Annotated in this window: 19 protein-coding genes, 3 tRNA genes and 1 pseudogene; 15 read left to right on the forward strand and 8 right to left on the reverse strand. The window is 50.5% G+C overall.

Annotated features, from left to right (window positions below):
- The first annotated feature begins 180 nt into the window (after positions 1-180).
- The 7 genes from BN1115_RS03585 to BN1115_RS03610 all read left to right on the forward strand — a co-directional run bounded on the left by BN1115_RS03585 (position 181) and on the right by BN1115_RS03610 (position 5362).
- Positions 181-256: transfer RNA gene (locus tag BN1115_RS03585), tRNA-Gly, on the forward strand.
- Positions 257-291: 35 nt separating this feature from the next.
- Positions 292-365 (forward strand) — tRNA-Cys (locus BN1115_RS03590).
- Positions 366-406: 41 nt separating this feature from the next.
- A tRNA-Leu gene (locus tag BN1115_RS03595) sits at positions 407-493 on the forward strand.
- 87 nt (positions 494-580) lie between these two features.
- Positions 581-1606: a tyrosine-type recombinase/integrase gene (locus BN1115_RS03600; RefSeq protein ID WP_042656096.1), complete on the forward strand. Its 1026-nt coding sequence runs from the start codon at positions 581-583 to the stop codon at positions 1604-1606.
- Positions 1607-1799: 193 nt separating this feature from the next.
- A complete protein-coding gene (locus BN1115_RS22130; protein ID WP_128821536.1) occupies positions 1800-2012 on the forward strand; it encodes a hypothetical protein in 213 nt (70 codons plus the stop codon).
- Positions 2013-2146: 134 nt separating this feature from the next.
- The gene (locus tag BN1115_RS03605) at positions 2147-3430 is read left to right on the forward strand and encodes a VapE domain-containing protein (RefSeq protein WP_042656097.1); all 1284 of its coding nucleotides are present in this window, start codon (positions 2147-2149) and stop codon (positions 3428-3430) included.
- 675 nt (positions 3431-4105) lie between these two features.
- Positions 4106-5362, forward strand: a complete 1257-nt coding sequence (locus tag BN1115_RS03610) for a mobilization protein (protein ID WP_244152204.1) — start codon at positions 4106-4108, stop codon at positions 5360-5362.
- A 204-nt stretch (positions 5363-5566) separates the two neighbouring features.
- Here the strand turns inward: BN1115_RS03610 and BN1115_RS03615 are convergent, their stop codons facing one another.
- Genes BN1115_RS03615 through BN1115_RS22760 form a run of 3 tightly spaced genes read right to left on the reverse strand, consistent with a single transcriptional unit; the run spans position 5567 to position 7861 of the window.
- Positions 5567-6331 (reverse strand): GIY-YIG nuclease family protein, encoded by a 765-nt coding sequence (locus BN1115_RS03615; protein WP_042656098.1) that lies wholly within the window; start codon positions 6329-6331, stop codon positions 5567-5569.
- Between the two features lie 56 nt (positions 6332-6387).
- Positions 6388-7557: a DNA cytosine methyltransferase gene (locus BN1115_RS03620; protein ID WP_042656099.1), complete on the reverse strand. Its 1170-nt coding sequence runs from the start codon at positions 7555-7557 to the stop codon at positions 6388-6390.
- On the reverse strand, positions 7550-7861 hold the full coding sequence (locus tag BN1115_RS22760) for a hypothetical protein (protein WP_042656100.1): 312 nt from the start codon (positions 7859-7861) through the stop codon (positions 7550-7552). The genes BN1115_RS03620 and BN1115_RS22760 overlap by 8 nt, the downstream gene beginning before the upstream one ends.
- A gap of 884 nt (positions 7862-8745) precedes the next feature.
- Between BN1115_RS22760 and BN1115_RS03630 the strand changes: the two genes are divergently transcribed.
- From BN1115_RS03630 to BN1115_RS22950, 8 genes and pseudogenes are all read left to right on the forward strand, one after another.
- Positions 8746-9951, forward strand: coding sequence for a tyrosine-type recombinase/integrase (locus BN1115_RS03630; RefSeq protein ID WP_042014325.1), 1206 nt, complete (start codon positions 8746-8748; stop codon positions 9949-9951).
- Between the two features lie 149 nt (positions 9952-10100).
- On the forward strand, positions 10101-10457 hold the full coding sequence (locus BN1115_RS03635; RefSeq protein WP_042656101.1) for a hypothetical protein: 357 nt from the start codon (positions 10101-10103) through the stop codon (positions 10455-10457).
- Positions 10450-10752, forward strand: a complete 303-nt coding sequence (locus BN1115_RS03640; RefSeq protein ID WP_025201450.1) for a YkvA family protein — start codon at positions 10450-10452, stop codon at positions 10750-10752. The genes BN1115_RS03635 and BN1115_RS03640 overlap by 8 nt, the downstream gene beginning before the upstream one ends.
- Before the next feature lie 122 nt (positions 10753-10874).
- Positions 10875-11480 carry a hypothetical protein gene (locus tag BN1115_RS03645; protein WP_050070482.1) on the forward strand — a complete coding sequence of 202 codons (606 nt, stop codon included), beginning with the start codon at positions 10875-10877 and terminating at the stop codon, positions 11478-11480.
- A gap of 61 nt (positions 11481-11541) precedes the next feature.
- Complete coding sequence (locus tag BN1115_RS03650) at positions 11542-11961, forward strand: DUF2787 family protein (RefSeq protein WP_042656102.1); 420 nt, start codon at positions 11542-11544, stop codon at positions 11959-11961.
- A gap of 782 nt (positions 11962-12743) precedes the next feature.
- The gene (locus BN1115_RS21230) at positions 12744-14669 is read left to right on the forward strand and encodes a hypothetical protein (protein WP_050070483.1); all 1926 of its coding nucleotides are present in this window, start codon (positions 12744-12746) and stop codon (positions 14667-14669) included.
- A 421-nt stretch (positions 14670-15090) separates the two neighbouring features.
- Positions 15091-15690, forward strand: a pseudogene (locus tag BN1115_RS22945) (DEAD/DEAH box helicase); the annotation flags it as partial.
- Between the two features lie 453 nt (positions 15691-16143).
- Positions 16144-17490, forward strand: a complete 1347-nt coding sequence (locus BN1115_RS22950) for a helicase-related protein (RefSeq protein WP_425247474.1) — start codon at positions 16144-16146, stop codon at positions 17488-17490.
- Between the two features lie 107 nt (positions 17491-17597).
- On the opposite strand, the gene BN1115_RS03670 is transcribed toward BN1115_RS22950, so the two are convergent.
- The 5 genes from BN1115_RS03670 to BN1115_RS22515 form a co-directional block, all read right to left on the reverse strand.
- Positions 17598-20468, reverse strand: coding sequence for a DNA polymerase type-B family protein (locus tag BN1115_RS03670; protein WP_050070484.1), 2871 nt, complete (start codon positions 20466-20468; stop codon positions 17598-17600).
- 68 nt (positions 20469-20536) lie between these two features.
- A complete protein-coding gene (locus BN1115_RS03675; RefSeq protein WP_042063392.1) occupies positions 20537-20989 on the reverse strand; it encodes a hypothetical protein in 453 nt (150 codons plus the stop codon).
- 16 nt (positions 20990-21005) lie between these two features.
- A complete protein-coding gene (locus BN1115_RS03680) occupies positions 21006-21200 on the reverse strand; it encodes a hypothetical protein (protein WP_042656103.1) in 195 nt (64 codons plus the stop codon).
- 138 nt (positions 21201-21338) lie between these two features.
- The gene (locus BN1115_RS03685; RefSeq protein WP_042656104.1) at positions 21339-22502 is read right to left on the reverse strand and encodes a site-specific integrase; all 1164 of its coding nucleotides are present in this window, start codon (positions 22500-22502) and stop codon (positions 21339-21341) included.
- Between the two features lie 88 nt (positions 22503-22590).
- Positions 22591-23142, reverse strand: a 552-nt coding sequence (locus BN1115_RS22515; protein ID WP_167335544.1) for a hypothetical protein, incomplete at its 5' end; no start/stop codon positions are given.

Here is a 23142-nt window from a genome sequence, read left to right on the forward strand (position 1 = left end):
TCACCCGCGCCGCAAGGTGAGGTTTCCGCTGATTTGAGGCAGAAAACGGCCAAAGGCGCTAAAACTGTTCAAAAAGGGCAAAAAATGCCCGAACGATCAGGTAATTGAATATTTCTGGTTGACTGGGCGAGGAACATCGCTAGAATGCGTCCTCGTAGTCAGGCAGTCAGCCAGACCAATGCGGGAATAGCTCAGTTGGTAGAGCACGACCTTGCCAAGGTCGGGGTCGCGAGTTCGAGTCTCGTTTCCCGCTCCAAATTCAGACAATAGAGAGCCAACTCTCTTTTGCATGGCGCGTTAGCAAAGCGGTTATGCAGCGGATTGCAAATCCGTTTAGTCCGGTTCGACTCCGGAACGTGCCTCCATATTGACAAGCCCGCCACGCGAGCTTGATACCGATTGCGGTGCCCGAGTGGTGAAATCGGTAGACACAAGGGATTTAAAATCCCTCGCTTTTCGAGGCGTGCCGGTTCGATTCCGGCCTCGGGCACCATTAAGTTTATGATTTTAAAAGAAATTTTTTGATTTAGTCAGTGCGAGTCGACATCTTCTAGGCGCAATTAGGCGGAGAGGTGTTGAAATGGCTAAAGTTCAAGAACGAAAAGGCGCAAAAGGAAAAACCTACCGTGTGGAGTTCATGCGGGAGGGTTCTCGTGTATCTAAAACATTCAGACTGAAAAAAGAGGCCGAGAAGTTCGCGGCACTTATCACCCTCAATGCTGACTTGGCTGGAACACTGGCTAATGTCACGCTCAATACTCTATCCCTCCAAAACGCCATAGCTGAGTACCTCGATCAGCACACCGGAAAAGACCCTAACGTTAAAGGGCGTCTCAATTGGTGGGTCGGTGCGATTGGTGCCGACAAGCTAATCGGTAAAATCACAAAACAAGACGTTAAAAAGTGCTTACAGTCGATGCTTGATGATGGCATGGCTACGGCTACCCATAATCGGTACAAGTCAGCGCTATCTTCTGTGTTCGAGTTCATAAACGATCGCTATGACTGCCAGCACAACCCCGCCCGCCAAATAAAGCAAATCAAAGAAGCCCGGCAACGTGAGCGATTCGCATCCCGTGAGGAACTGGAGCGACTATTAGCAGCTTGCAAGGTCAGCCAGTGGGAGCGCCTGCACTTACTTGTGCTTCTAGCCGTGAGCACTGGAGCGCGTCGGTCTGAGCTTCTGGGACTACGCTGGAGCGCTATCAACTTCCAAGATAAGACGGCATATCTGAGCGATACCAAAAACGGCTCTGATCGTGTTCTGCCACTGACTGACGATTGTCTAAACGAGCTTGCAGCCTTCCGAGAGGTTGGTAATGGCTGGCTATTCCCTCACCCTGATGATTCTCTATTCCCGTTCAAATACTTCGATAAGCATTGGTACGCAGCACTGGCAGAGGCCGAGATCACCGGGTTGGTGTTCCACGGTTTACGCCACACGACTGGAAGCTACCTTGCTATGAGTGGGGTTCCGCTTTCCGTGATCAAAGAAGTTCTCGGTCATAAAACCATCCTCACAACTCAGCGCTACATTCACCACAGCACGGAGAACAAAAAACGTGCGATTGACGAGGTTTTTGGCCAGTTAATAAATAAGGGGTAAAGGATAATAATCTGAAATTCTTTTTTAATTTATAGAAAAAGCTGAAAAGTATTTATTTAAAATAAAAATACATCCTTTTAATTCTTATAAATGTTGGCATCTTGTATATGAGAGTGACTTAGCTATATATTGGCTAAGTCGATTCGCACTGATAAGCATTAAATTAATTAAATCACTCAATGTTGGAGGGGTTATGAACAATAATATACAAGAGCTGGCAATGAATATTGAAAATTGGATTCCGATCCGGCAGGCCAATATCCCAGGTATGAACTATCAAGTGCTAACTCGTCTGTTACGACTTCGTCATACTGATCCCAAAATGGCGAAGTGCGTATGTGAAATAGGAAATCGTATTTTTGTGAATAAGCATCTTTTGGGACTCTGGATGGCAGGTGAGCTGTGAGCATGAAAAAGGGCTCCAATGTCTTCAACACTTGAGCCCTTTAGCCTTTTAATTATGCGTCCACATTATCAAAAGGTTTTATTAATTCCCAGCGCTTTGGTGAGCGTTGGTTTGCATAAAAAACAGGAAACATTATGCATGTAAATAATATTAAAAAAATAAATGAAAGTCAAGGTGATGAGCCTCAGCTTAAAATTGAACCTGCACAGGTTGATCAGTTGATAGAATATCCCGACCTGAGCAAAAGCAAACGCCCCAAGCCATTGGCAACGAGTAGTAACTTAGTCACCTTGCTCAAACACATAGGTCTTGAAATAGCAAAAAATCAGATGAGCATGAATCTGGACGTTAAGCAGAATGGTGTGATCGTTGAGCCGTCTTATGAAAATCTAAAATCGATACTTATTGACGAATGTTCTAAGTCTGGCCTGTCGATAGCAGTCATTGAGCATCACTTAGTGGCTATTGGTGAACGTGCTAGCTATCACCCAGTCGCCGCCGCACTTGATGGCCTGTGCTGGGATGGTGTAGAGCGTGTACAGCGAGTGCTTGATTGTATGCCCTGCACTGATCCCATGATGAGGAATAGCATAATGAAAAAGTGGCTTATTAGCGCCATCGCGGCAGTGTTCGAGCAACACTTTTCATCAAAGCTAGTGCCAGTATTGAAGGGTGGCCAGTCTACATATAAATCTACATTTTTGAGTCGAGTATGTTCCATCGTGGCGGGTAGTTTTCTGCCTGAAAGCCCCCTTGATCCAGAGAATAAGGACAATCTGATTACTGTTACAGGTCACCATATTGTTGAGCTATCCGAGCTTGAACGCTCCACGAGGAAAGAAGTTGGGGCCGTCAAGGCATTCATTACCAAGGATGTGGACAATTTTCGACCTCCTTATGGACGGGTAGCAATTAAAAAAAAGCGCAGGACCGTAATGATCGGAACAGTCAATAATGATGAGTTCTTAAAAGATATCTCTGGAAATAGCCGATTTACGGTCATTGAGGTGACAGGAAAAATAAGCCTCGATGACGTAAATGAAATTCTAGGCTATTCGTATAACAACGGTAGGGTTCGCCAGACGGACAGAGGACAACTCCTACAATTTTGGCTTGAAGTAAAACATTGGTATGACACCGGTTTAGGATGGATTCTTAATGAATCAGAGCTAAAATCATCTGAGCATAACAACATACAATATATGATTAAAGGCGATTATTATCATATTATTATGGAGAAAATAGATGTCTGGTGGAAAGATGATTACATGGGTATCAGTGCATCTGAAATTGCAGGGCTGCTTGGGCTGAATGCCAGCTATGCAGGAAAAATCGGCAAAGACCTAGCTCAACTTACTAAAGATGGAGTGTTAAAGTCCGGGGAAGGCCGAGACCGAAGGAAATATTTTAAAGCCTGATAATGTTTTAATTTTTAGCCCATTATTAATGGGCTCTTTTTTTGTGTTAGGTAACAGTACGTGATAGGAGAAAAATTTCACTATCACACCTTCAACCCTCGCCACATCTGGCTTTACTGATCTCGGTGACAGTGTGACAGTAGTTTCTAATAGAGTTAGTTTGATAGTAGGTAGGAGAGGGGGAAGAATATCAATGTGGGGGGATAGTAGTAAAAAACACTATTACACCGTCACTAACGTTAAGCAAAGTCAATAGTGGTACGACTTACAGCTAGATCACCACACTGTCACCATACTGCTACGCGTCGTCACCGTGCCGGTGCTGACATCTTAGCGTCGGACAACCCGATCTAATTAAACTTTCAATCCTATCCAAAACCGATCTGTGCCTTCCTATGTTTTGGGGCTCCTATTGTGCTGCCATCCAATTCTGGAGTTCGCCTGCTGTTCCCTAGCCCCGCAGGGCCGACGCTTATGCTGACGAGACCGAAGGGCGCGGCGAATAAGCATAGTCGGTCACTTGGTCACTTGGCTTATATTTTAGCCCACACAATGGCGTTTTTGGAGTAGCGTGGGACGAGTTCAGACAGAGGAGAAGAATATATGGCGGGGTATCAGTTTGCACACATTGATGGATATGCACGACAAGGGGGGAAGTCGAAGACTGGCCAAGTTATGTCTGCCCAACAGATAGCGGACGAGGCCGAGCGGAAACCCGGTGCTCATCCGCATGTGAAAGTACCTCAGCAGCCTATCCAGTGGTTCGGAGTAACACCATCGGAGGCCGTACAGCAGGCTACAAAATGGGCGGAACAGGCAGTGGATCCGAGGGGGAGAAAACTGAGGATCGATGGACTGTGTCTATGTGCTGGTGTGGTTAGTGTGCCAGAAAATTTGCCAGATGAGCTGTGGCCGGAATATCGCAATGAGATGATTCGCTATTTAAGAAAAAAGCACGGCGACAGACTTAAATCAGTGGTCGAGCATCTCGATGAGAAGTATCGGCACATCCATTTTTATCTGGTGCCGATGTCTGGTGAGTCGTTCGGATCAGTGCATCCTGGAGTTGCCGCAGCGCGTGCTTCAGCAGCGCGAGGCGAGCGAAAAGGAATGCAAAATCGTGCGTACAAGGATGCCATGAGGTCTTGGCAAGACGAGATGTATACAGTGTCTAATAGCTTCGGCTTAGCTCGTATCGGACCGTGTCGGCGCAGGTTGTCCAGAGATGGGTGGAAAGCTGAGCAACGAGCACTGTCTGCTCATGCGGTGCTCATTAGGGCAAATAAGCCGAAGGGGCCGAGCATGCGGCGGATCAAAGAGATCATCGCCAGACAAGAGGTGGAGCATCGAACCGGGTTGTTGGGACGGGGTGATCCGCTTTACACCGAGGCTCAGCTATTGGCCGCGACCAAGGATGCCGCTCTGTACGGATCTCGGAACATGGAGGAACAGAGTCAGGACCTGTTGGGAGAGGTGATCCTGCGGGCCACAGAAATTGAGGCCGCAGAGGCTAGAGTGGCCGAATTGGCTGCACAAGAAGCAGCGACAGCGTATCGCCTGGCCGAGGCTGCCGAGAGGGTTAAAGAGGCCGAAGAAAATGCAAGGGTGAGCATTGAGGCTTCTTTGCTGAAGGTCGAGCAGGCCAAGGTGATAGCGATAAGGGCCGAAAGCTGGGCCAAGCAAGCGGTCACAGTCATGGAGGAGCGCATGAGGATGGTTTTGTCGCCTATCCTCACCGCATTTGCCGCGATTATCCGCGATCCCAGAACGATGGAGGCCAAGGCCGATGCGGATACCGCGATTGCTGCTTTATCAGAGTGGCGCCCACTTGCCGAAGAAATCCAGAAGGTGCTCTACCCCGTAGCGAAAGCAGCCAAAAAAACTAGCAAGGTCAGACAGGCCCTCGGGTTTGGGTCTGATCTTAATCCGTAGAGGTCTGTTTAGTGTTTCGCTCGGCGTTGTTGCGTAATTCCAAAGCGGTACAGCCTTTTTCCTAGCGGCTGTTCCGCTTAGTTGGCCATCTGACGAGCAGGCATACCAAATCCTACCATCTTGTTCAGTGGCTTGATCCCAACCCGCACATCACTTTCCGTTCTAGAAATATCGTCCAGATATGGTTATCCAAAACTTTGCGGATTAAATCAGTATTCCTTCCTTGTAATGCTTCTTTTCGCGGTAAGCAATGATATAGCCGGGGAGGGCGGTGATTTGCCATTCAGAACCAAGTGCAGTTTTGACCCTTTGCAGAACGTTCCTTACGGTATCTGTGTTAGTCGGAAAGTGAACTTTTGTGGCGACGAGATCGGGGTGTGGGCTTTTAGATTTGCTTGATTTCCCTTCAAATCTAATGTTGTAAGCCAGTTGCCCTTTTAGCTGGCTCAGTACTTCCGCCGCTGATGCTTGGCCATTTTCTGTGGTTAACGTAACGTCCAAATCTAGATCGATAGGGTAGAGTTTATCAAAATGGTCAGCTTTAAGTTCCGTATGGTCACGGTTACGGCCCGGGTCGTTAGAGCCGAATCCACTCAGGTTCCATATTGGGGGAGTCGTGCTGGACCTGTAGTGTTTGATTAGTAACTCTTCGAGATCCATCGCCGTGAATACAAAAACCCTCACAGCCTTAAACCCGATGGTGTCATGAGCGAGATTACGACGTGAGCGGATCTTAGTTGAGTGACGTAACAGCCTTGCACGAAGCCCTGCTTGGGCATCAGTCTTACCGATGTACACGAGCTTGCCCTTTAAAAAAAGCTGATATACGCCTTGGGCGTCATCAATTTTTTGGACGGTTGCTGCCTCTAAAGGGCCTTCGGGCATTTCATCAAACAGCGTAATTAGCTGAGTGAGTAGGGCCGATGGTAGGTCGAATTCTAGTTCTTCAAAGCATTTACGCGTCGGCATAAGCCCTCCATGTTTTGGGAGATTATGCCGATTTCCTCAGAATAAGGAAGGTTCTACTAGCCACCACCTGCCAGTGCTGCAGCTACAGATGAAGCTACAACCTCGGCTAAGCGAACTGGCACTGCATTTCCAAGCTGCTTCATCGTGTCGGACCAAGAACCGTGGAATACATAATCATCCGGGAAAGTTTGAATCCTTGCAGCTTCCCTAACGGTGAAGTAACGCACAGAGCCATCACTTCGAACTAGCATGTTCTCTCCGCCTGGGACGCCATGATTGCCTGCTTTCAGCGTTTTAGCCGGTTCATCTAGAGGGCTGCCGGTATGTCCTGGGTAAGATCTAGCCCCTGGGTTGAAAGTATGGTTGGGAACACGAAGCAAAGTCGGCTGTTCAGGATCTGGAAGGCCTGCAATAGCATCTCGTACCGTTGTCCATCGAAGTAGGCGTTGTCTTGTTTCTAGTGAAGCAGCTAGCTTAGAGATGCGTTTCGCTAATTTTTCTGGGGGAGTAGGCCTAGATGATACCTGTATCTTGTGCTCGTCCCAATATGTACCGGTAATCCATTTTGAGATCAGGAGTTCATCTTCTGAGTGGGTAGGCTCAGGGAAGGTCCATTGAATACCTAGGTCTGCCCGGAACCCAACAAGAAACACCCGTTCACGTTTTTGTGGAACACCATAATCGGCAGCATTCAAAAGCCGAAACACCACATGGTAGGTCGGTTTCACCTTACCTGAAGTGTGTATCCCTTCTAAGCGTGCAAGATGTTCAGCCCAGCTTTCATCTGATTTTCTAATGATATCCGGGTAGCTGAGTTGAAGGTAAACATACTCAAAATAGCTAGCAAAGCTCTGACGCAAAAGCCCCTTCACATTTTCAAAGATAAAGGCTCTGGGCTTCGTTTCACGGACTGCTTGGACTGCAGTAGGAAACATGTCCCGTTCATCCAAGTTGCCTGCGTGCTTTCCCCCAAGGGAGAAGGGCTGACAGGGTGGGCCGCCGGAGATTACTTCTACATCACCGGCGTATGGTGTGAAATCGAAAGCACGTGCATCTCCTTCAAACAGCAGGAAATCTTGGCCTTTCTCTACGTAGTGGGCTTGGTTTTCACGAATCGTTTGGCAGGCGTCATCATTCCACTCAATAACGGCAGAGTGCTGGAAGCCCGCACGGGTCATACCCATGGCCAGCCCGCCTGCCCCTGCAAATAATTCGATACTACTCATTACGGTCCTCTTTAATCGAAGTCGAAGGTGAGGGGGGCTGAGGGTTTCCGCCAAATTTGCCTTTTACCCCTGCCCCCCTTGGCTTCTTGGGCGCGATATCAATACGCGACAGTACTTTTTTAAAGTCGAGTTGGTTATCGGCCATCTCTGCCATTAAGGCGGCGATAACTGCTAGATGGGAGGGGATCTCACCTCGAACAGAGCAGTTTGTAATGGAGTTGCGGTTCATCTCAAGCAACCTGGCAAACTCCTTCACGCTGATGCCTGCTTTCCCCAACTGGCGTTGAAATTCTTCATAAGTCATGGCCGGGAAGGATACAGCCGATAACCATAACGGTACATGTTTATATTCTCCATGTACATTAATATATGTGCAACTGGTTTTGCGGTTGAGGTGGGCAAGGCACTACTTAATAGAGGGGGAAAGATAGAGGTCGTTGGTAAGAGCATCAGTGGCTGCACCAGACAATCTGAGTTGGGGTAAGGGAATGCGAGCATGACTTAAAGAATGCACTGTGTTTTCGTACAGTATATCACAGGGGCGGTGGAAACGTATCGGGTGTCAGATGAGTGATAAGGATGCCATTAATCGGCCTATTCTAAGAGTCTGTCGATGTAGTGTCTTGACACTGGAACCCTACAATCTGCGAGGTCCGAAGCACCATACAGTAGGCGTAAACTAGGCGTAGTACCGCCTAAAAATGGGTGATTTTGTATGGCTCACAGTGACTTGAAACCCTTGTATATCAATGCTAAGTTGCTTTAGTTGACTCTACTGACGGCTTTTAAAATCCCTCGACGTTCGCGTCGTGCCGGTTCGATTCCGGCCTCGGGCACCATTAAAATTGAAGAAAAAAGCCTTACAGATTAAACAGATACGACGCTTCATTGCGTCGTTTTTGTTTCTGCTCCCCAGCGTTTCCCCTCTCTCACTTTTCCTTTCTTGTCCATTTCTTGTCTAAGCGACTTACTACTTCCTGCAATTCGTTGCGAACAACCTGCTCAGTCTTCCAACATAGCCAAGGACGTTTGGTAGGCTACTGCTCCGGACTTTTCCGGGGTCTGTCTCTGGTACTAAGGCAAGCGTGGCGTGCTGTTACGTCTTGGCCGCGCACTTCCCAAACCCGCATTGAACCCCCTTTGAAACAGATATTAATCCCATGATCCAACCTATCATCGGAGGTATCTATGCAGACCAAATTTCGCTTTACCAATGCAGCCATCAAGGCTTTGCCCGCACAACAACGAGACGCAGGCGCTACTGAACTGGAGTTCTCCGATACAGAGGTCATTGGCTTAAAACTCTTGTCAGGAAAAAGCCAGGGCAGTAAGCGTTTCCTACTGCGCTATACCCTCCAGGGCAAGAAGCGCAGCATCGCCCTGGGGCGATTCGGCGATATCGATGTGAGCCAAGCCAGGACCATTGCCCGCAAGTACAAGGCGATGCTGGCAGAAGGCATCGACCCGGTAGCAGAGCGGGATAGCTACAAAACTGAGCCCACCCTTTCGGAGTTCTTCTGGCAGACCTTTTTGCCGCACCTCAAGACCATCGGTAAACGATCGATCAACAGCGACATTCAGCGGTTCAAACACAACATAGAACCACGCTTTGGGGCCATGCGTTACCGGCAACTCAAGGCGATGGATGTCCTGCAGTTGCAATCGGAGATGGTTCACCCTAACAACCCTCAGCAGACGGCCTACGCACCGAGTACCGCCAACAGGGTATTGGCCCAGTTAAAGACCATGGGCAGCTATGCGGTGCGCTGGGGCATTCTGGACACCAACGAGGCGGCCAAGATCAAGCTGTTGAAGGAGGACAATGCCAGGACGCGTTTCCTATCGATTGAAGAGATGAAACGGGTCATTGAGGTGGCATTGCAGGACCGCAATCAAGCCGCAGGCAGCTTCATCGCGATGCTCTACCTGACGGGGGCGAGAAAATCAGAGGTGTTACTCGCTAAATGGGAACATGTGAACTGGGAGGATAAGACGCTGTTCGTACCCCTGACCAAGAATGGCAAGAGCCGGATCATTTACCTGAGCACATTGGCTATCGATATTCTGGAGAAGCTCCCCAGAATAGCCGGTAATCCCTATGTGTTCGCGAGCCAGCATATTCGATGTCAGGGCAAGCCCATTGGTGAACCCAGATGTGCCTATGAACGGGTGTTGCAGAAAGCCGGTATCGAAGATCGCGATGAGGTCTGCTTCCATACGGCGCGCCATTCTGTCGCCAGTGCATTGGTCTCTTCCGGTCAATACAGCCTGTATGACGTCAAGGCACAACTGGCCCACGCCAGCATTCAATCCTCCCAGCGGTATGCAAAGCTGACTTCTGAGCGCAGTCGCAATATCAGCGAAGGTCTCTCGTCTATGATCCAGGCGGAGTGACCGAAAAGGTATTGTTTATAAACAGATATTAATAACCAGACAGCGCTGTTACATAGGCTGTTGGTCCACATTTCACAGTTCCCAGGCCCTTAAGTTCATCTGAGCTTAAGGGCCTTTTTATTGGAGAGAAAAACACGATGAAAACTTGTATGGAATGGCCGGAGGATACATTGCTCGCGGCCTACCCGGCACTCCATGTCTCGGTCATGGAACGGATTATCGAGCCCTTTTCATCACAGGAAGAGGCTCAGGCATTCTGGGATGCTACCGGCTGCTGCCTGATCATTATCGAGATGGCGGACTCGGTGAGTGAGTTCCAGGCCATGCCACAGCATACCCAGAATCAGGTGATATTCGGTTTGCGTTACCCGGAGCAAGAGTTCGCCATATCCGAAGATTGGCGTCTGCTGCTGGCCATCCTCAACGATGAGGGGGCGGGGATTTACCTACTGATCCACTCAGATGCACCGCTGAACACCACCCTAGAGGCGATGCACCATGAGTAATCCCAGCCATAGCGACATCATGCGTAAGTTAAAAGAGATCAAGGGGATTAAGGAGCTGTTGGAAAAGGCCGTGCTGCTGTATGTCCTGCTCACGGATGGCGATCTGCCGGTCTGGTGCTATGCGCTCATCATCGGTGCGCTGGCTTATCTGGTAAACCCGTTCGACGTGGTACCAGATCCCATTCCATTTGCCGGTTATCTGGATGACTTATCGGTCATCACCTCGGCATTAGCCGCACTGCCGGTTAAGTCGCACCACCGTCAATCCGCGAAAGACCGAATGAGATCACTGTGACAGTGATGGAGTCGGTCCTGTCACGCTATCGCGTTTTCTATGACCCTTTATCTATGACCCATCTACCGATGGTCTGGAGATCGCAATCTCCGGTTATCTAACGACGTTGTAAGGAAACTATCATGACAAGACCCCGTAAAAACCGCGTTGAAGAGACCCGTAAACCTGCCAGCACCACGCCAGCCGAAGAGAGCCCACTCACATCCGGAGCAAGCGGCTGCGCCGAGCCTCTCTCGCCAGCCCTTGCGGCTGACGCCGACAAGGCCAGGCCAGGACCCGGCTACACCGCAGACTCCGTGCCCGGCGGCCCTGCACCCATACTCACCTTGCTCAACCATACCGCCGAGAAACTCAGTACCAGATCAGAAGGGCTGATTTTCTATGCCATCGGTCGTCATGAAGAGAGTGGCGAGCTGTTCCTGAAAATTACCGGCAATCAGGGTGGGGGTCTGCATAGCAAGGAGTGGATTGAGCTGTCGGCGATTGACGATGTGTTGCGCTCCTTGCCCGCAGACAAGCCGTTTAAATCCAGCGTTATGAAGCGACTGTTTAAAGGGGGCAGCGCCAATAACGCCGGATTCTTATCAGCCATTCTGCGCTCGGACGGGCTGAAGTTGACCCAGAAGGCAGACGGCAATCCGATGCTGCACGAACTGGTGCCTGATTACCTTGAGCGCTTGGGTTCGCTAACTGATGAGCTCTGTACCGTAACTTCTACCATCGAATAACCCCTGCATAGTGCTCACCTGTCCAAGGGTGAGCCCCCCAAACAACCAATCTGAGGTGATTATGACGATCCCATTTGCGGGCGATTTTGCCCTGCCTGTCAGTCAGGCATTGATGAGTATTCTGGATCAGGAACTGGTTAGATCTGGAATGGTGCTGAAGGGAAAATCCAGTCTGGTCTTCAACTTCCGAGACCCGGATTACGGCCCGGTTCGTGGCGGGTTTCATCCGGTAGAAATACGGCTGCTCAAGCGTAAAGACCGGTGGCAATTCGATTACGTGACGGACTTTAGCTATCAGGGGCCGGAGGATATGGCGGAGCTGGTCAAAGAGATCGACTTCAACTTTTTGAGCGAAGAATACTACCTGCTCCGTTACGGCCAGATGGGACCAGCGTCGGCCAGGGAGCTCTATACGATGTGGGAGTCGAACTTCGTCAGTTACTACCAGATGGGCGTGTTTACCGTCTCAGTGGCTGCGTAACCGTCGCACCGGACAGGAGAGGAACAGGAACCAGCGGCGGTTCGGTTCTGGCAGTGGTGCTACTGTGTTCACCTTTCCATGCAGGGCAAGGAGCCATGGACTAACCCAACTCGAAACCGGTCAGCGGCTCAGTAGGTTAGTCCATCCTTCGGCTGCTTCAGGTGTCTCTCTCAGCCACCATCCCCAAAACAAGTATCCCCGGCCTGTGGCTGGGAGGCTTGTTTTTTTGTCATCGGCGGGGAGGGAGAAAGACAGATATGTGTGTATCCCCAATAGCGTTATTCCACCAAGCCTGATTTACATTAATTATCAGTTAGTTATGTGGTCATCATCTTATGCAACAGGGGTCGGTTGCGCAGTCAGTCCCAAAGCGTCTCTGTCCATTGAACGTCGACAACAAAGAAAGTTCGAGCATCTTCTCATTGTGTGATGGCCGCAAATGTCCATCAGCTCAATGAGGTGATAAGGTAGGACTCCCTCGCATCATGAGTTAGTGTTTGTCACAACCTGAGGTCTGAGCAATCTGGTAGCGACAGCCAGGATGGCAGCGTTGATTGCCACATTAGAGCAACGAGATCGTGCATTGCATTGCATAAGTATGAAGCGTGTTTGGGGCGCTCATACTATATGGCATCCGCCAACGTAAATACGTGTGGCACTGCTCGGTATCTGGCTACTGGAGACTACAGAATTGCCATAGTCTGTTTCGAACGGATAACAAGAGCGGTCCATAGACTGAGGTTTGCATTGCCCATAAGGCTAAGGGTCATTTGGAGTTGTTGATGGATTGGGAAGACCTGCTGCATAGCCTGAGGGACTTGCTGGCTCAACGTGGCAGCACAGAGTCGGAAAAACATGTTCTGGATCTGTTGAAGGAGCGTACAACCGATAATGAGTTGTACTCGCGGGGTCAGACCCTAGATGATTGGCAACTGGATCAGGCCAAGATTGTGGCCTGCGATATTCTGCGAGACCATCCGGATCTATTAGACATTATTAGAAATCTTGAGCTGAAAAGCCTATGCGATCGTCACAAGGCTGCTCATTTGCCAGCTCACAAAACCCGCAACCGTGAACAACTGCTTCAATCAGTCAACGTCCTGGTGAGCTCCGGAAAGCTAGTTGCCGCAGAAGAGTTGCTTGAAGAAGAACTTGCTGAAAACGAAGATCCTGAGCTTCTAGATCTCTTAGGACGAGTCTACATACTACAGAACCGTCCAAAGCAGGCGGCGGCTTTGATGCAACAGGCTTTTCTGGCGAAAAGGCAACAGAGCGCCTTTCTTGATCTGTCTCCAGAAGTCGATGTCGTCTCAGAGAGGGATGATGAGACGATCACAGCTACTGATTTGGAATACATTACCGCTGATGCCAGTGTTTTTGTCGGGCTAGACCCCTTCCCCTGTTTGCGGGACGAAGTCTATGAAACGGTTATTTTGCCGGTTCCATTGTCAGTAACTGAGGATACGCGAGTTATTTCTGCCAATGAGCGCGAAACCTTATCCTTAGCTCGTGCATGTAAGCCTGTGGATGTGGCGTCAACGGCGCAGGGGCCCAAGACCTTAGTGAGCCATGCCCCCCACTTCAAAGTAGTCCCGTCACACTCAACACAGGTATCTGTAACGGTGGACGACGTTCTCTGTGAAGCAATCCCTCAACTGCCTCAGACACCTAAGGAAGCAATAATTGATTATCAGTGGCCTTCTGGTTCAGAGAGCTACTACAGCGATAGCCATATTCAAGAGTTGGTTGGTGGTATAGATTTTTGCGATCCACATGAATTCGCCCTCGATTTTGAAGGGTATCAAGTCAATCAGCCTGATAGTTATGAGCCTGAGGATGACTTCTTCGACAATGATGAGATATTGGTCGAGCAGGATGATCTCTATTTTGGTGTAGCTGATGAACTTGACATTCATGATGACCAAAATGACGACGAATTTGCGGCTTATGCCTTTGATCCCGACGACGTGTATGACAGCCAAGGTAGCTTCGATTCTGATACTGAGCTGTTTGATGAAAGACTTAGCCGTGAAGATCGAGCTCTGCAGAAAGCAGTAGAGCTGATTAGCCGAGCGGGCTGGTCATTATCGATGCTTCCCTTAGTTCAGCAGATTTTTGTGATGAACGGGTGGGGTGCCACTCGGCTAGCATTGGAGCGAGAAATTGACAAAGGTATGAGCCCAGATGAGCTGATCCTGGCTGCTCATGTGAAAGCACTTTGGGCTGAGAATGACTACTACTGGATTGCCTATGACAGGAACGGTTCAAGCAACTTGTCACAGTATGTTATGTCATGGCCGACAGCCTTGATGCTGATTCGAGCCTTTGAATCATTGCCGCAAATAGAGGAAATCGAGCAGTTCATCGAATCGTTGTTTGAGTACTGGTACGACAGGTCTAGCCTCCGTCGAGCATTCCGCTCGTTCAACCGTTTCCTCTGGTTTCGGATTTGTAACCTACCTGGCTGTTTACCCGCCAGTCTGCCATTCAACTTTTGCAGTCCTCATGAATTACCTGTCGAGGAGTACAGCGACCTTGGGATTAGTGATCTGCTGGTGATCGAACAGACAACCAAGCTACGTGCTTACGGTGTGTTTCAAACCAAACACCCCCAGGAACCTAGCTGCTATGCGAGTGACAAGCCCATTCCTGTAGATGCGTATTCAATGGCCACGCAAACGAGCAAGGAGATCCCAATCGATGTCTGATCAAAGTCTTACCCATGTTACCGGCTGCTGGGTTAGCCAACCCCTGCCCAGCGGCGAAAAGTACCGTTACGGCATGGTCAAGATGGCTCACGGAGACAGTGGCTCCCAATTGCAGGTGAGTTGGTTCATGCCTGAGCGCTCCCAAGGCATGGTTGACGCCAGCTTGGTTGGCTCTGGTTTCCAGAACGGCATGGATGTTCAGGATGCGACTCCCGGTACAGGTGTGCGCTCGCTGGGTATTGGCAGCATCATGCAGCAGCGTATCCTGGCGGGCTCTCAGCAAGTGCTGGTCGATTTTCCGGAGAGTGGAGAGCGGCACTGGTTGCCCTATCAGCACCTGCGCCAAGTGAAAGGCGCCAAGCACCGCTTTATCACAGCAGCCACAGGCAAGGAACTGGATGCAGAGCGTATGCGCTTGCGCATGCTCGCGCATGCCATCGAGACCTGGAACGAGAACACAGGGGCGCTCTCGCATCTGGATATCGAGCCCTTACCACACCAGATCAACTTGGTTCACCACATCTTGGCCTCAGGCAATTTCAACTGGCTGATTGCCGATGACGTGGGGCTCGGTAAAACCATCGAAACCGGCATGCTCTTGCATGCCTTGCATCAGCGTCGACAGATCAAGCGGGTTCTGCTGATAACTCCAGCTGGGCTGACCAAACAATGGCAGGAGGAGCTCTACGACAAGTTCAAGCTGGATGAGTTCGAGATCTACGGAGAAGACTTCTCCATCAACGAGCCGCGTCAGTGGAAGATGCATGACCACGTGATCGGCTCCATGGATCGCTTCAAGCAGGAAGATCACTTGGCAAGTCTGCTGCAGGCCGAGGATTGGGACCTGATCATTTTCGATGAAGGGCATCGCCTCAGTCGCCGCCAGTACGGGCAAAAGCTCGACAGTTCTGATCGTTACTCGTTGGCAGCCAGTCTGCGCGGAAAAACTGAGCATATGTTGCTGCTTAGTGCCACGCCTCACCAGGGCATGCAGGACAAGTTCATCGCCTTGCTCGAACTGTTGCGTCCCAAGCGTCGTCGCGAGCTGCTGATGCTCAACCTCAAACCGGAAATCCTCCATGACATGGTCTACCGCAACCACAAAGCGGATGTGACCGATGCTGAGGGTAACTTCATCTTCCAAGGGAAGATCACGCGCGCGATGAAAGTGCCTGCTAGCGAGGAATCACAGACTTTTGATAAGGGCCTGCAGGATTACTTACGCCGTGGTTACGCAGCTAGTGTGGAGATGGGGCGCACAGGTAACGCTATCGGCTTCGTGATGACGGTCTATCGCAAGCTGGCTGCATCCAGCTCGGCGGCAATCCTCAACGCGCTCTGCAATCGCCTGGCTCGCTTGGAAAAGAAACTCAACGGCGAGCATGGAACAGATGAGCCGGTCGACGAGCGCTACTTCGGCGAATGGGAAGAGCAGCTGGCAACAAACGCCAAGGAGTTCTTCGCCGGGGAAATTATGCTGCTAAATGATCTGATCGAGGAAGCTGAACAGCTCAAGCATAACGACCGCAAACTCCAGCTCTTCATCGATGAGGTCATCCGCAAGATTCTTGCAGCCAACCCCGTAGAAAAGGTGTTGATCTTCACCGAGTACCGCACGACACAAGATTACCTGTGCGAGACCTTGCGGTGTCATTTCGGCGCAGACAAAGTCGAGCTTATAAATGGCTCGATGGGGCATACTGAGCGCCGAGAGGCCATTACCCGATTTGAGGATCAAGGCCAGTTCTTGATCTCCACCGAGGCCGGTGGCGAAGGTATCAACCTGCAGCGACAATGCCATATCATGATTAACTTCGATCTACCCTGGAACCCCATGCGTCTAGTTCAGCGGATCGGTCGCCTCTATCGCTACGGCCAGAAGAAAAAGGTAGTGGTCTTCAACATCCACCAGCCTGACACCATGGATCAGCAGATCATCGACCTGTTGTACGACCGCATCGACTCTGTGGTTCATGACATGGCTGTGGTACAGAAAGATGAATTCAACGAGGGCCTGAAAGACGAGATCCTCGGGGAACTGGCTGAGCTCATTGATGTCGAGGATATCCTGCAGGCGGCCACACTGCAGGGGATCGAGCGCACTCGCGAGCGCATTGATGAAGCCCTGCACCAAGCGCATACAGCAATCGCCAAGCAGCGTGAACTGTTCGAGTATGCGGCCAGAAGTGATGCTAACGAGTTGCGTGATGAGCTGGAAATCACTCAAGAACACCTGCTCAGCTTCGTGCTGGGTATGTGTTATCAGCTAGGTATAGACGTCGTCGAACGCACCCACAAGAGCAAGCTGCTGCGTATCCGCTTGCCGGAGCTAGTGATGCGCGAGCTAGGCATGTCGTCCAAGGCGTCACCGCGTATGGATGTCACCCTGGATCGCGAGCTAGCGGCCCATCGGCCGGATACCCAAATGCTCGATCTCAACTCGCCACTCATGCAGTACCTGCTCAACAAGGCACGTGACTACGACTTTGGTGGCCTGGCTGCAGTGGTGCAGGGAGATGAGCTAGGTGAAGGAGCGCTGTTTGGTGCCATGCTGCGCTGGCAAGGATTGCAGGGAAAACGTATGCGCCAGGAGTTCGTGACCATTCAGGTCAATGAGGGGGGCGTGCAGTTGAATACCGAAGCCATTGGGCAGTGGCTGCTGCAGCCAGCGCAACCTGCCGAGCTAAAACCGATGTCAGAGCACTGCAAGGCGCTGTTTGCAGATGCTGAAAGTGCCGTCAATCAACGGCTCGCCAATGTCAGTAACCGCTACATAATTCCGGAAAACCTGCAATGGGCCAGCGCCGGCTGGACGATTTAAGGAATCTGTAGTGCATCTTATCAGTGCCACGTAAAGAGAAGGGGGAAGCAACCACTATGTTGTTTCCCCAATCGCTTTATTACACCAGCCAGATATTAATATATAAATCAATCAGTTATCATTTCATGGCTCGGCGCATCCTGCGTGATTTGCGCCATCCTTGCCTTGGCTCTGTTCAGTCTGTCTTGGAGCTGAAGTATGTCCTCGGGCTTGAACATCGCCCCCAGATCTAACCCCGGACACTCTTGCAGGATCACCCGCACCAGGCGGACGGTGCGTGTCGTCACCGGTACACACTGCCCGACCAGCTTGGCGCGTTTGGCGGACTTACAGTCATCAACACTGGTTGGGCAGCCATTGATGGTCAGCCATTCGGCCAGCTCATCGTACCCCATCGTTTTCGTCATACCGAAAGCGGACTGGGTATAAGCACGCAGGAAAACCCGCTTTAGGATGCCAAGCGAACCTTCATCCGTCACACGCATTGGCAATCCTTTTATCGACGTCTTGCAGACGAAGTAATCCTCCCAGCTCTCCCAGTCATTGAGGGTCTTCAGGCAGTTCGTTCGCCGCCAGTTATCGAATACCACCCGTTGCTCCATAGCGGCTGCTACCGTCGGCCAGGGGCGTGTATCAAAGCAGATGTGTTCGGTGCCTAGCACGCTCTGCATTGATGGCAGCATGGGTTGCCGCTTGAAGTCGAACTCAAGATTCAGGGTCTTTGACCTGCTCACTGAGACGAGATCGTGTTCATTGATCCACATTTCAGCAGTAGAGATTAAATGATCGCTCTCGACTTTTTGGCCGGGGGTTCGATTCAGATACAGGTCAAGCATGTACGCCTGATGCAGCTCCTTAGAGCAGGGGGGCTTAACCCCAGCCTTGGCCAGGATCTGGGGCTGACCCTCAACGCCTTCGGGGGTAAGTTGACCACGAGTCTTCATCGCGATGACCTGTTTAACCTGATGTTTTTGCTCCAGCATCCGAAAACCAGGGCCATCCAGTCGCTCGCCCAGTTCCTGAAAGCGGCGGCATATCGGGCCCGTCAGCACAAGTTCGTCATAGGTTGCATCGGTGAGGAAGCCATCCGTCGTGACGCTCACCACGGTTCGGTGAGCGGGGATGGAGGCCAAGACTTCCCCGAGTACGGCACGGATCAGACCGGTTGTATGCGCGGCAAAGAATGCGTTGGTGATGGCGGAGCGCTCAATGGGCTTGCTCAACCCACTGGATGTATCGAAGGCTGACTTGCCCCTCAGACCTTGCGCCAGCTTGCCATAGAGAGAGTTACCGATTTCTTTCCAAAGCAGCTCTTCGAATGACTTCTTCGCATACGATTGACGTTTTTCCCGAACCTGCGAGACAAAGGGCTCAAACAGGCGCTGTGTCGTATCTGCCCAAGGGATGATAAAACCTTGATGTATCTCAATTTGGCAACCCATGCGGAGTGCGACCTCGATCTCTGGTGCGGTACAGAAAGATTCACCAGTGAGGGGAAACAGCAGGCCAATTTCAGTACGCACCGGTAGACTGGGATAACGAGTCCCGTCTGGAAATCTTAATTTAACGCGAGCAAGACCAAAGACATGACCACAGAAGTCGGCTGTGTTCGTGGTCATTCGCCCTCGCTCATAATCAAGGGGTAAAAGGTCAACGAGCCCTGTGGTATAGGCTCCGCTGAGGTCAAAATCGTTGAAGAGCGATAGTGGGGTCGGGCCACCCCAAAAGCATTCATTCCGTCCACCGTGGTAGCAATCGATGGCAAGACTCTCGAATAGCTTTGCAGCAGGGGTCATCTCCCGAATCGTCTTGGTCACAGGTCTGGATGTATTCTTGTTCCATCCAGTTTGCACCACCTCATGGGTTCCAAATAGCTGATCCCGGTCTTGGCCCGTTTCGCGCAGATGTTTCAGGAACACCGATGTGGCACAGCCGCCAATCGTCTTTGGCAGGGATGAAAGCCCCAGTGTCTTAGCGAATTCATGGAGTCGTAGGCCATATTTGACCGCAATTTCGGCATCGCGCAGGGCATAAGCTTCAAAGGCTGCCTTGTTGCCGGCGAGTAGCTCATCCATGCGATCAATGGAGTGACCCGCAGGGAGAGACAATTTTGGTAAGCCAATGAGTTCACCAACGGCTGCTAGGCCAGCACAACCTGGGGTGTGCAGCATAGTGTCGACGAAGGTGATCAAGGTTTGTTGTGCTTTACGCTGCTTGTCTCGCAAAATCAGCGGGGCGGGTTTAGCTTGACGGTGCAAGACGTTCTCAAGATCGATGCCGTAGGCATTGTTTACTGACGCCACTGTTTGGCGAATGCCATTAAGCTGGGTTTTGAACTGCCAGAAGTCACCAAACGAGGCAAGGTCCGCTCGCAGGAAATGGGCATACACAAAGACATGTTTCGGCCACTCCGTGAGTAACCCTTTTTCCTTACATACCACTACGATGTGGCCGAGGAATTTATCGAAACACAGGCGATCAGATATCCGATTGGATGCGGGGTAAATGATATCTGAATGTTCTCCTTTCTCTGTCATAGCAAAGAACTGGTAGGAGAGAATGTCGTTACGCTTTGTCGCGGGGTTGTAAACGTATTCGCTGTCTATACCTATATGGAGCCTAGCCCCTTTTGCGGGAACCACTGTCTCTCCAGGCTTGAGATAATGCTGGGTGCGTAACCGCAGCGCCTTGTTGGTAGAATTCTCCTGTGCTGACAACAGGTAGCTGGGGATTTGCATGTCGTCAGCAATCGAGGACCCGTCTGCGCTAACCAGTTTGCCGTTGTTGAGTAAGGGGGGCTCCCAGATAGAAGCGAGAGCAGCCTCCAACGGCGATGTCGCCGTAGCAAACGGGTCGATTGCCTCATCAGTAGATGAGGGCGTGCTGGTATCGGCAGGCTTGGTGATTACTTTGCCTTCACGCATGACGTGGTCATAATCCATGTCGTACAGACCGAGGGGGATAGCCGAGTTGTTCATTTTGTCTGGCCTTAGAAATTGAAAAAGGGCCCTCTGGCCCTTCTGTTACAGTTGCTTGGCTGGATGTCTTAGATCAGCCGGGCTGTGATGGTGTCTAAGCAAGCGCTGCGTTCTTCTTCGGTCTTGAACACAAGCCAATGGGGTTGTACCTGCGGAGATTCATTGAACAGGCCGATGAGCAACGCCTCGTTCTTATCGATGGAAACAACACGATCAACCCATTCAATGTCGACGAAGCCGTTGGCGAGCACGAGCAGGTTGCTTTTGGTTTGGCGCTGAACTTGTTTACACAATTGGGTCATCTCCGTCAGCGCCTCTTCTTCCGTATCGAACTTCATAACAGCCACCGCCTGCTGTGGGTTATTACGTTGCCAGAGACTGAGGTAATAGGTGCCATCGTCACCCTGTGACGGCAGTATCAGGCTCCGTGTGAGGGCGCTGAGTTTTAACAAGTTGGTGCCACAACGCACGAACGAAGAAGTTTTGTTGGTTTGAGCTTGGGTAGTGCTTTGCATTGCCATAATGTTTACCTTCTTATCAGTTAGTAAGCCGAGAAAGTCGTTCATTTTCCCAGCGGATGACTTCCTGGATGGGGAAGCGGGTCTGCCGACCGATGGTTACAAACGGGGGTAACGTCTCAGGGGCGATGACCATCTGCTTGTCCACCCAGCTCTTGCTGACTCGCCACCGCTGGGCCAACTCGCTTCGAGTGATCATTTTGTCTTCGTCCATTGCTTCCTCTCGTTTGTGCTGTTCGTTCGACTGGATTGCAGTATTCAGAAGTTGAACCCCCGAAGCATTGACAACACATGCATTGCGGAATTTTGCGTGTTTTGGTTTCGAATGGGTCTTAATGGTGTTCCGCGCAACTCAACTGCAACACGCTGTGGGCAGTGGTATGTCTTCAGAGAGCCATTGCTGTTGAGCGGCATTGATATGAGGGAGTAAGTGGGTCGTGGTGCGTTGCTGATATCGCATCGCCATCTGTAGTGATGAGTGGTTCAGGGCCTGTGCAACCATGGCAATGTCACCCGTCTGTAGCATCAGTTCCGTGGCAAAAGTTCGGCGGAGATCATGAATGCAAAGGTCACTGATCCCTGCTGCAGCACAAATCCGCTGAAAGGCATGCCGTGGGTAGCTCATGTACCCTGAAGAGGATTGGGAGGAGGGGAAAAGGAACCTCTGTTTGTTGACCAGTAGTTGCTGTGTTTCGATGAGTCTGATGGCATGAGACGTCAGGGCCACTTGGTGAGGTAATCCATTCTTGGTCGTAGGCAGGATCAGGTAAGCCTCATCGAGGTACAAGTGGGCTTGTTCTATGGAGCACACCTCCCCAATTCGCATCCCTGTGTAGAGAGACAGTAATAACGACCGACTTGCTTCCGAGTTTTGGGCATAACATGCATCGATAAAACGTGAGCGTTCATCAAGGCTCAGGATCCGCTTGCGTTCATTATTTTCCTTGAGTTGCCGTAACCCATTCATCGGTGAGACAGAGAGGTATCCGTGCTCCACGGCCAAGGTCAGCATCCTCGACAGGGCAGACAAGATCTTGTTCACAGTGGCGGGCTTGAGGTGTTCAGCAAGTCGCCTTTGGAAGGCCAAAACGGTTTGGCGATCCAGTGTTTTTAGACGACGGCTTCCAAACTCCGGCAGGATGTGTTTTCTGACCTTGGACAGCTCTGACTGCGTATTGCGCTTATGCAGCTGCATATCGTCGAGGTAGGCGGTTTCAAAGATCTCTTGGAGGGTTTTGTTTTGTCCCAAGGGATACGTATTGCGGGCAAGTTTATGGAGCCTCGCATGCACCTCATCCCTGGCCTCTTGTATGGAGAGCTGCGGATAGGTGCCAATGGTCTCGAAGACCCGTTTGTAACGATGAGTTGTGTCGAAGACGAAAGACGTAGATAGAGCGTACCGGTACACGTATAGCTGCCTTACGTCAGCATCACGATATACCTGCTGCTTGCCATTGGCTGGCGGTGGTAAGGTCTCAAGTGCTCGTTTTGTCAGTTTCAGAGTAGTAATGGACATAGATCCTCCTTCAGAAAAAGGAGGATGCTAGGCCATAGAGGATGGTTACATCATTGACATCACATGCATTCAGGAAATGCCATTTTTGTTAAATAGCATTCTCATTACTTGTCGGCTCAGGCAGCAGTGGTCCATCTTTTCCGATAATCGTATTAAGCATACGCCGCATCACTCTAATTTCATGCCGGGTTTCAAGCTCGTCGAGTTTCGGTCTAGAAGAGAGGTCTATTGGCGCGGCACCATCACAAATAAAAACATCATCACAAATACTTATCAAAACAAGCAATAGGTTTTCTATAGTGTATGCAAAGGGTTTCTCTGGTGTACTGTATAGTGCGGAGACGTGAACCCAATTTCTTTCTAAATAATATATGACTAACTTGATGTGTAGGTTTCTCATGATGGTTCGAACGGAGCTGTTGGTTGTTGTTGTTCCTTGGAATCGCGCGTTCTTCATGTTTAAAATTGCATATGCATCAGGGGATTTAATCCAAGACCTGTGGTCTTTCAGTTCTTTGTCGGTTTCTGTCAGAACCTGGAAAGCTGCGATGCTAAAAACCGTTCCTATAAACCCTGCTCTATCAATTACGTAGGCAGTGGAAGTGTTTACATCTATCTTAGCTAGGGAAGGTGCGAATAA

Source organism: Aeromonas allosaccharophila (assembly GCF_000819685.1).
Classification (GTDB): Bacteria; Pseudomonadota; Gammaproteobacteria; order Enterobacterales; family Aeromonadaceae; genus Aeromonas; species Aeromonas allosaccharophila.

What these genes read in the sequence shown, in the direction of transcription:
- BN1115_RS22760 (WP_042656100.1), bottom strand. Translation starts at nt 7,861, where the DNA reads ATGACTTATGAAGAATTTCAACGCCAGTTGGGGAAAGCAGGCATCAGC.
- BN1115_RS21230 (WP_050070483.1), top strand. Translation starts at nt 12,744, where the DNA reads ATGGATTGGGAAGACCTGCTGCATAGCCTGAGGGACTTGCTGGCTCAA.
- BN1115_RS03605 (WP_042656097.1), top strand. Translation starts at nt 2,147, where the DNA reads ATGCATGTAAATAATATTAAAAAAATAAATGAAAGTCAAGGTGATGAG.
- BN1115_RS03645 (WP_050070482.1), top strand. Translation starts at nt 10,875, where the DNA reads ATGACAAGACCCCGTAAAAACCGCGTTGAAGAGACCCGTAAACCTGCC.
- BN1115_RS22130 (WP_128821536.1), top strand. Translation starts at nt 1,800, where the DNA reads ATGAACAATAATATACAAGAGCTGGCAATGAATATTGAAAATTGGATT.
- BN1115_RS03615 (WP_042656098.1), bottom strand. Translation starts at nt 6,331, where the DNA reads ATGCCGACGCGTAAATGCTTTGAAGAACTAGAATTCGACCTACCATCG.
- BN1115_RS03630 (WP_042014325.1), top strand. Translation starts at nt 8,746, where the DNA reads ATGCAGACCAAATTTCGCTTTACCAATGCAGCCATCAAGGCTTTGCCC.
- BN1115_RS03600 (WP_042656096.1), top strand. Translation starts at nt 581, where the DNA reads ATGGCTAAAGTTCAAGAACGAAAAGGCGCAAAAGGAAAAACCTACCGT.
- BN1115_RS03670 (WP_050070484.1), bottom strand. Translation starts at nt 20,468, where the DNA reads ATGAACAACTCGGCTATCCCCCTCGGTCTGTACGACATGGATTATGAC.
- BN1115_RS03680 (WP_042656103.1), bottom strand. Translation starts at nt 21,200, where the DNA reads ATGGACGAAGACAAAATGATCACTCGAAGCGAGTTGGCCCAGCGGTGG.
- BN1115_RS03650 (WP_042656102.1), top strand. Translation starts at nt 11,542, where the DNA reads ATGACGATCCCATTTGCGGGCGATTTTGCCCTGCCTGTCAGTCAGGCA.
- BN1115_RS22950 (WP_425247474.1), top strand. Translation starts at nt 16,144, where the DNA reads ATGCTGCTAAATGATCTGATCGAGGAAGCTGAACAGCTCAAGCATAAC.
- BN1115_RS03685 (WP_042656104.1), bottom strand. Translation starts at nt 22,502, where the DNA reads ATGTCCATTACTACTCTGAAACTGACAAAACGAGCACTTGAGACCTTA.
- BN1115_RS03640 (WP_025201450.1), top strand. Translation starts at nt 10,450, where the DNA reads ATGAGTAATCCCAGCCATAGCGACATCATGCGTAAGTTAAAAGAGATC.
- BN1115_RS03675 (WP_042063392.1), bottom strand. Translation starts at nt 20,989, where the DNA reads ATGGCAATGCAAAGCACTACCCAAGCTCAAACCAACAAAACTTCTTCG.
- BN1115_RS03620 (WP_042656099.1), bottom strand. Translation starts at nt 7,557, where the DNA reads ATGAGTAGTATCGAATTATTTGCAGGGGCAGGCGGGCTGGCCATGGGT.
- BN1115_RS03635 (WP_042656101.1), top strand. Translation starts at nt 10,101, where the DNA reads ATGGAATGGCCGGAGGATACATTGCTCGCGGCCTACCCGGCACTCCAT.
- BN1115_RS03610 (WP_244152204.1), top strand. Translation starts at nt 4,106, where the DNA reads ATGTCTGCCCAACAGATAGCGGACGAGGCCGAGCGGAAACCCGGTGCT.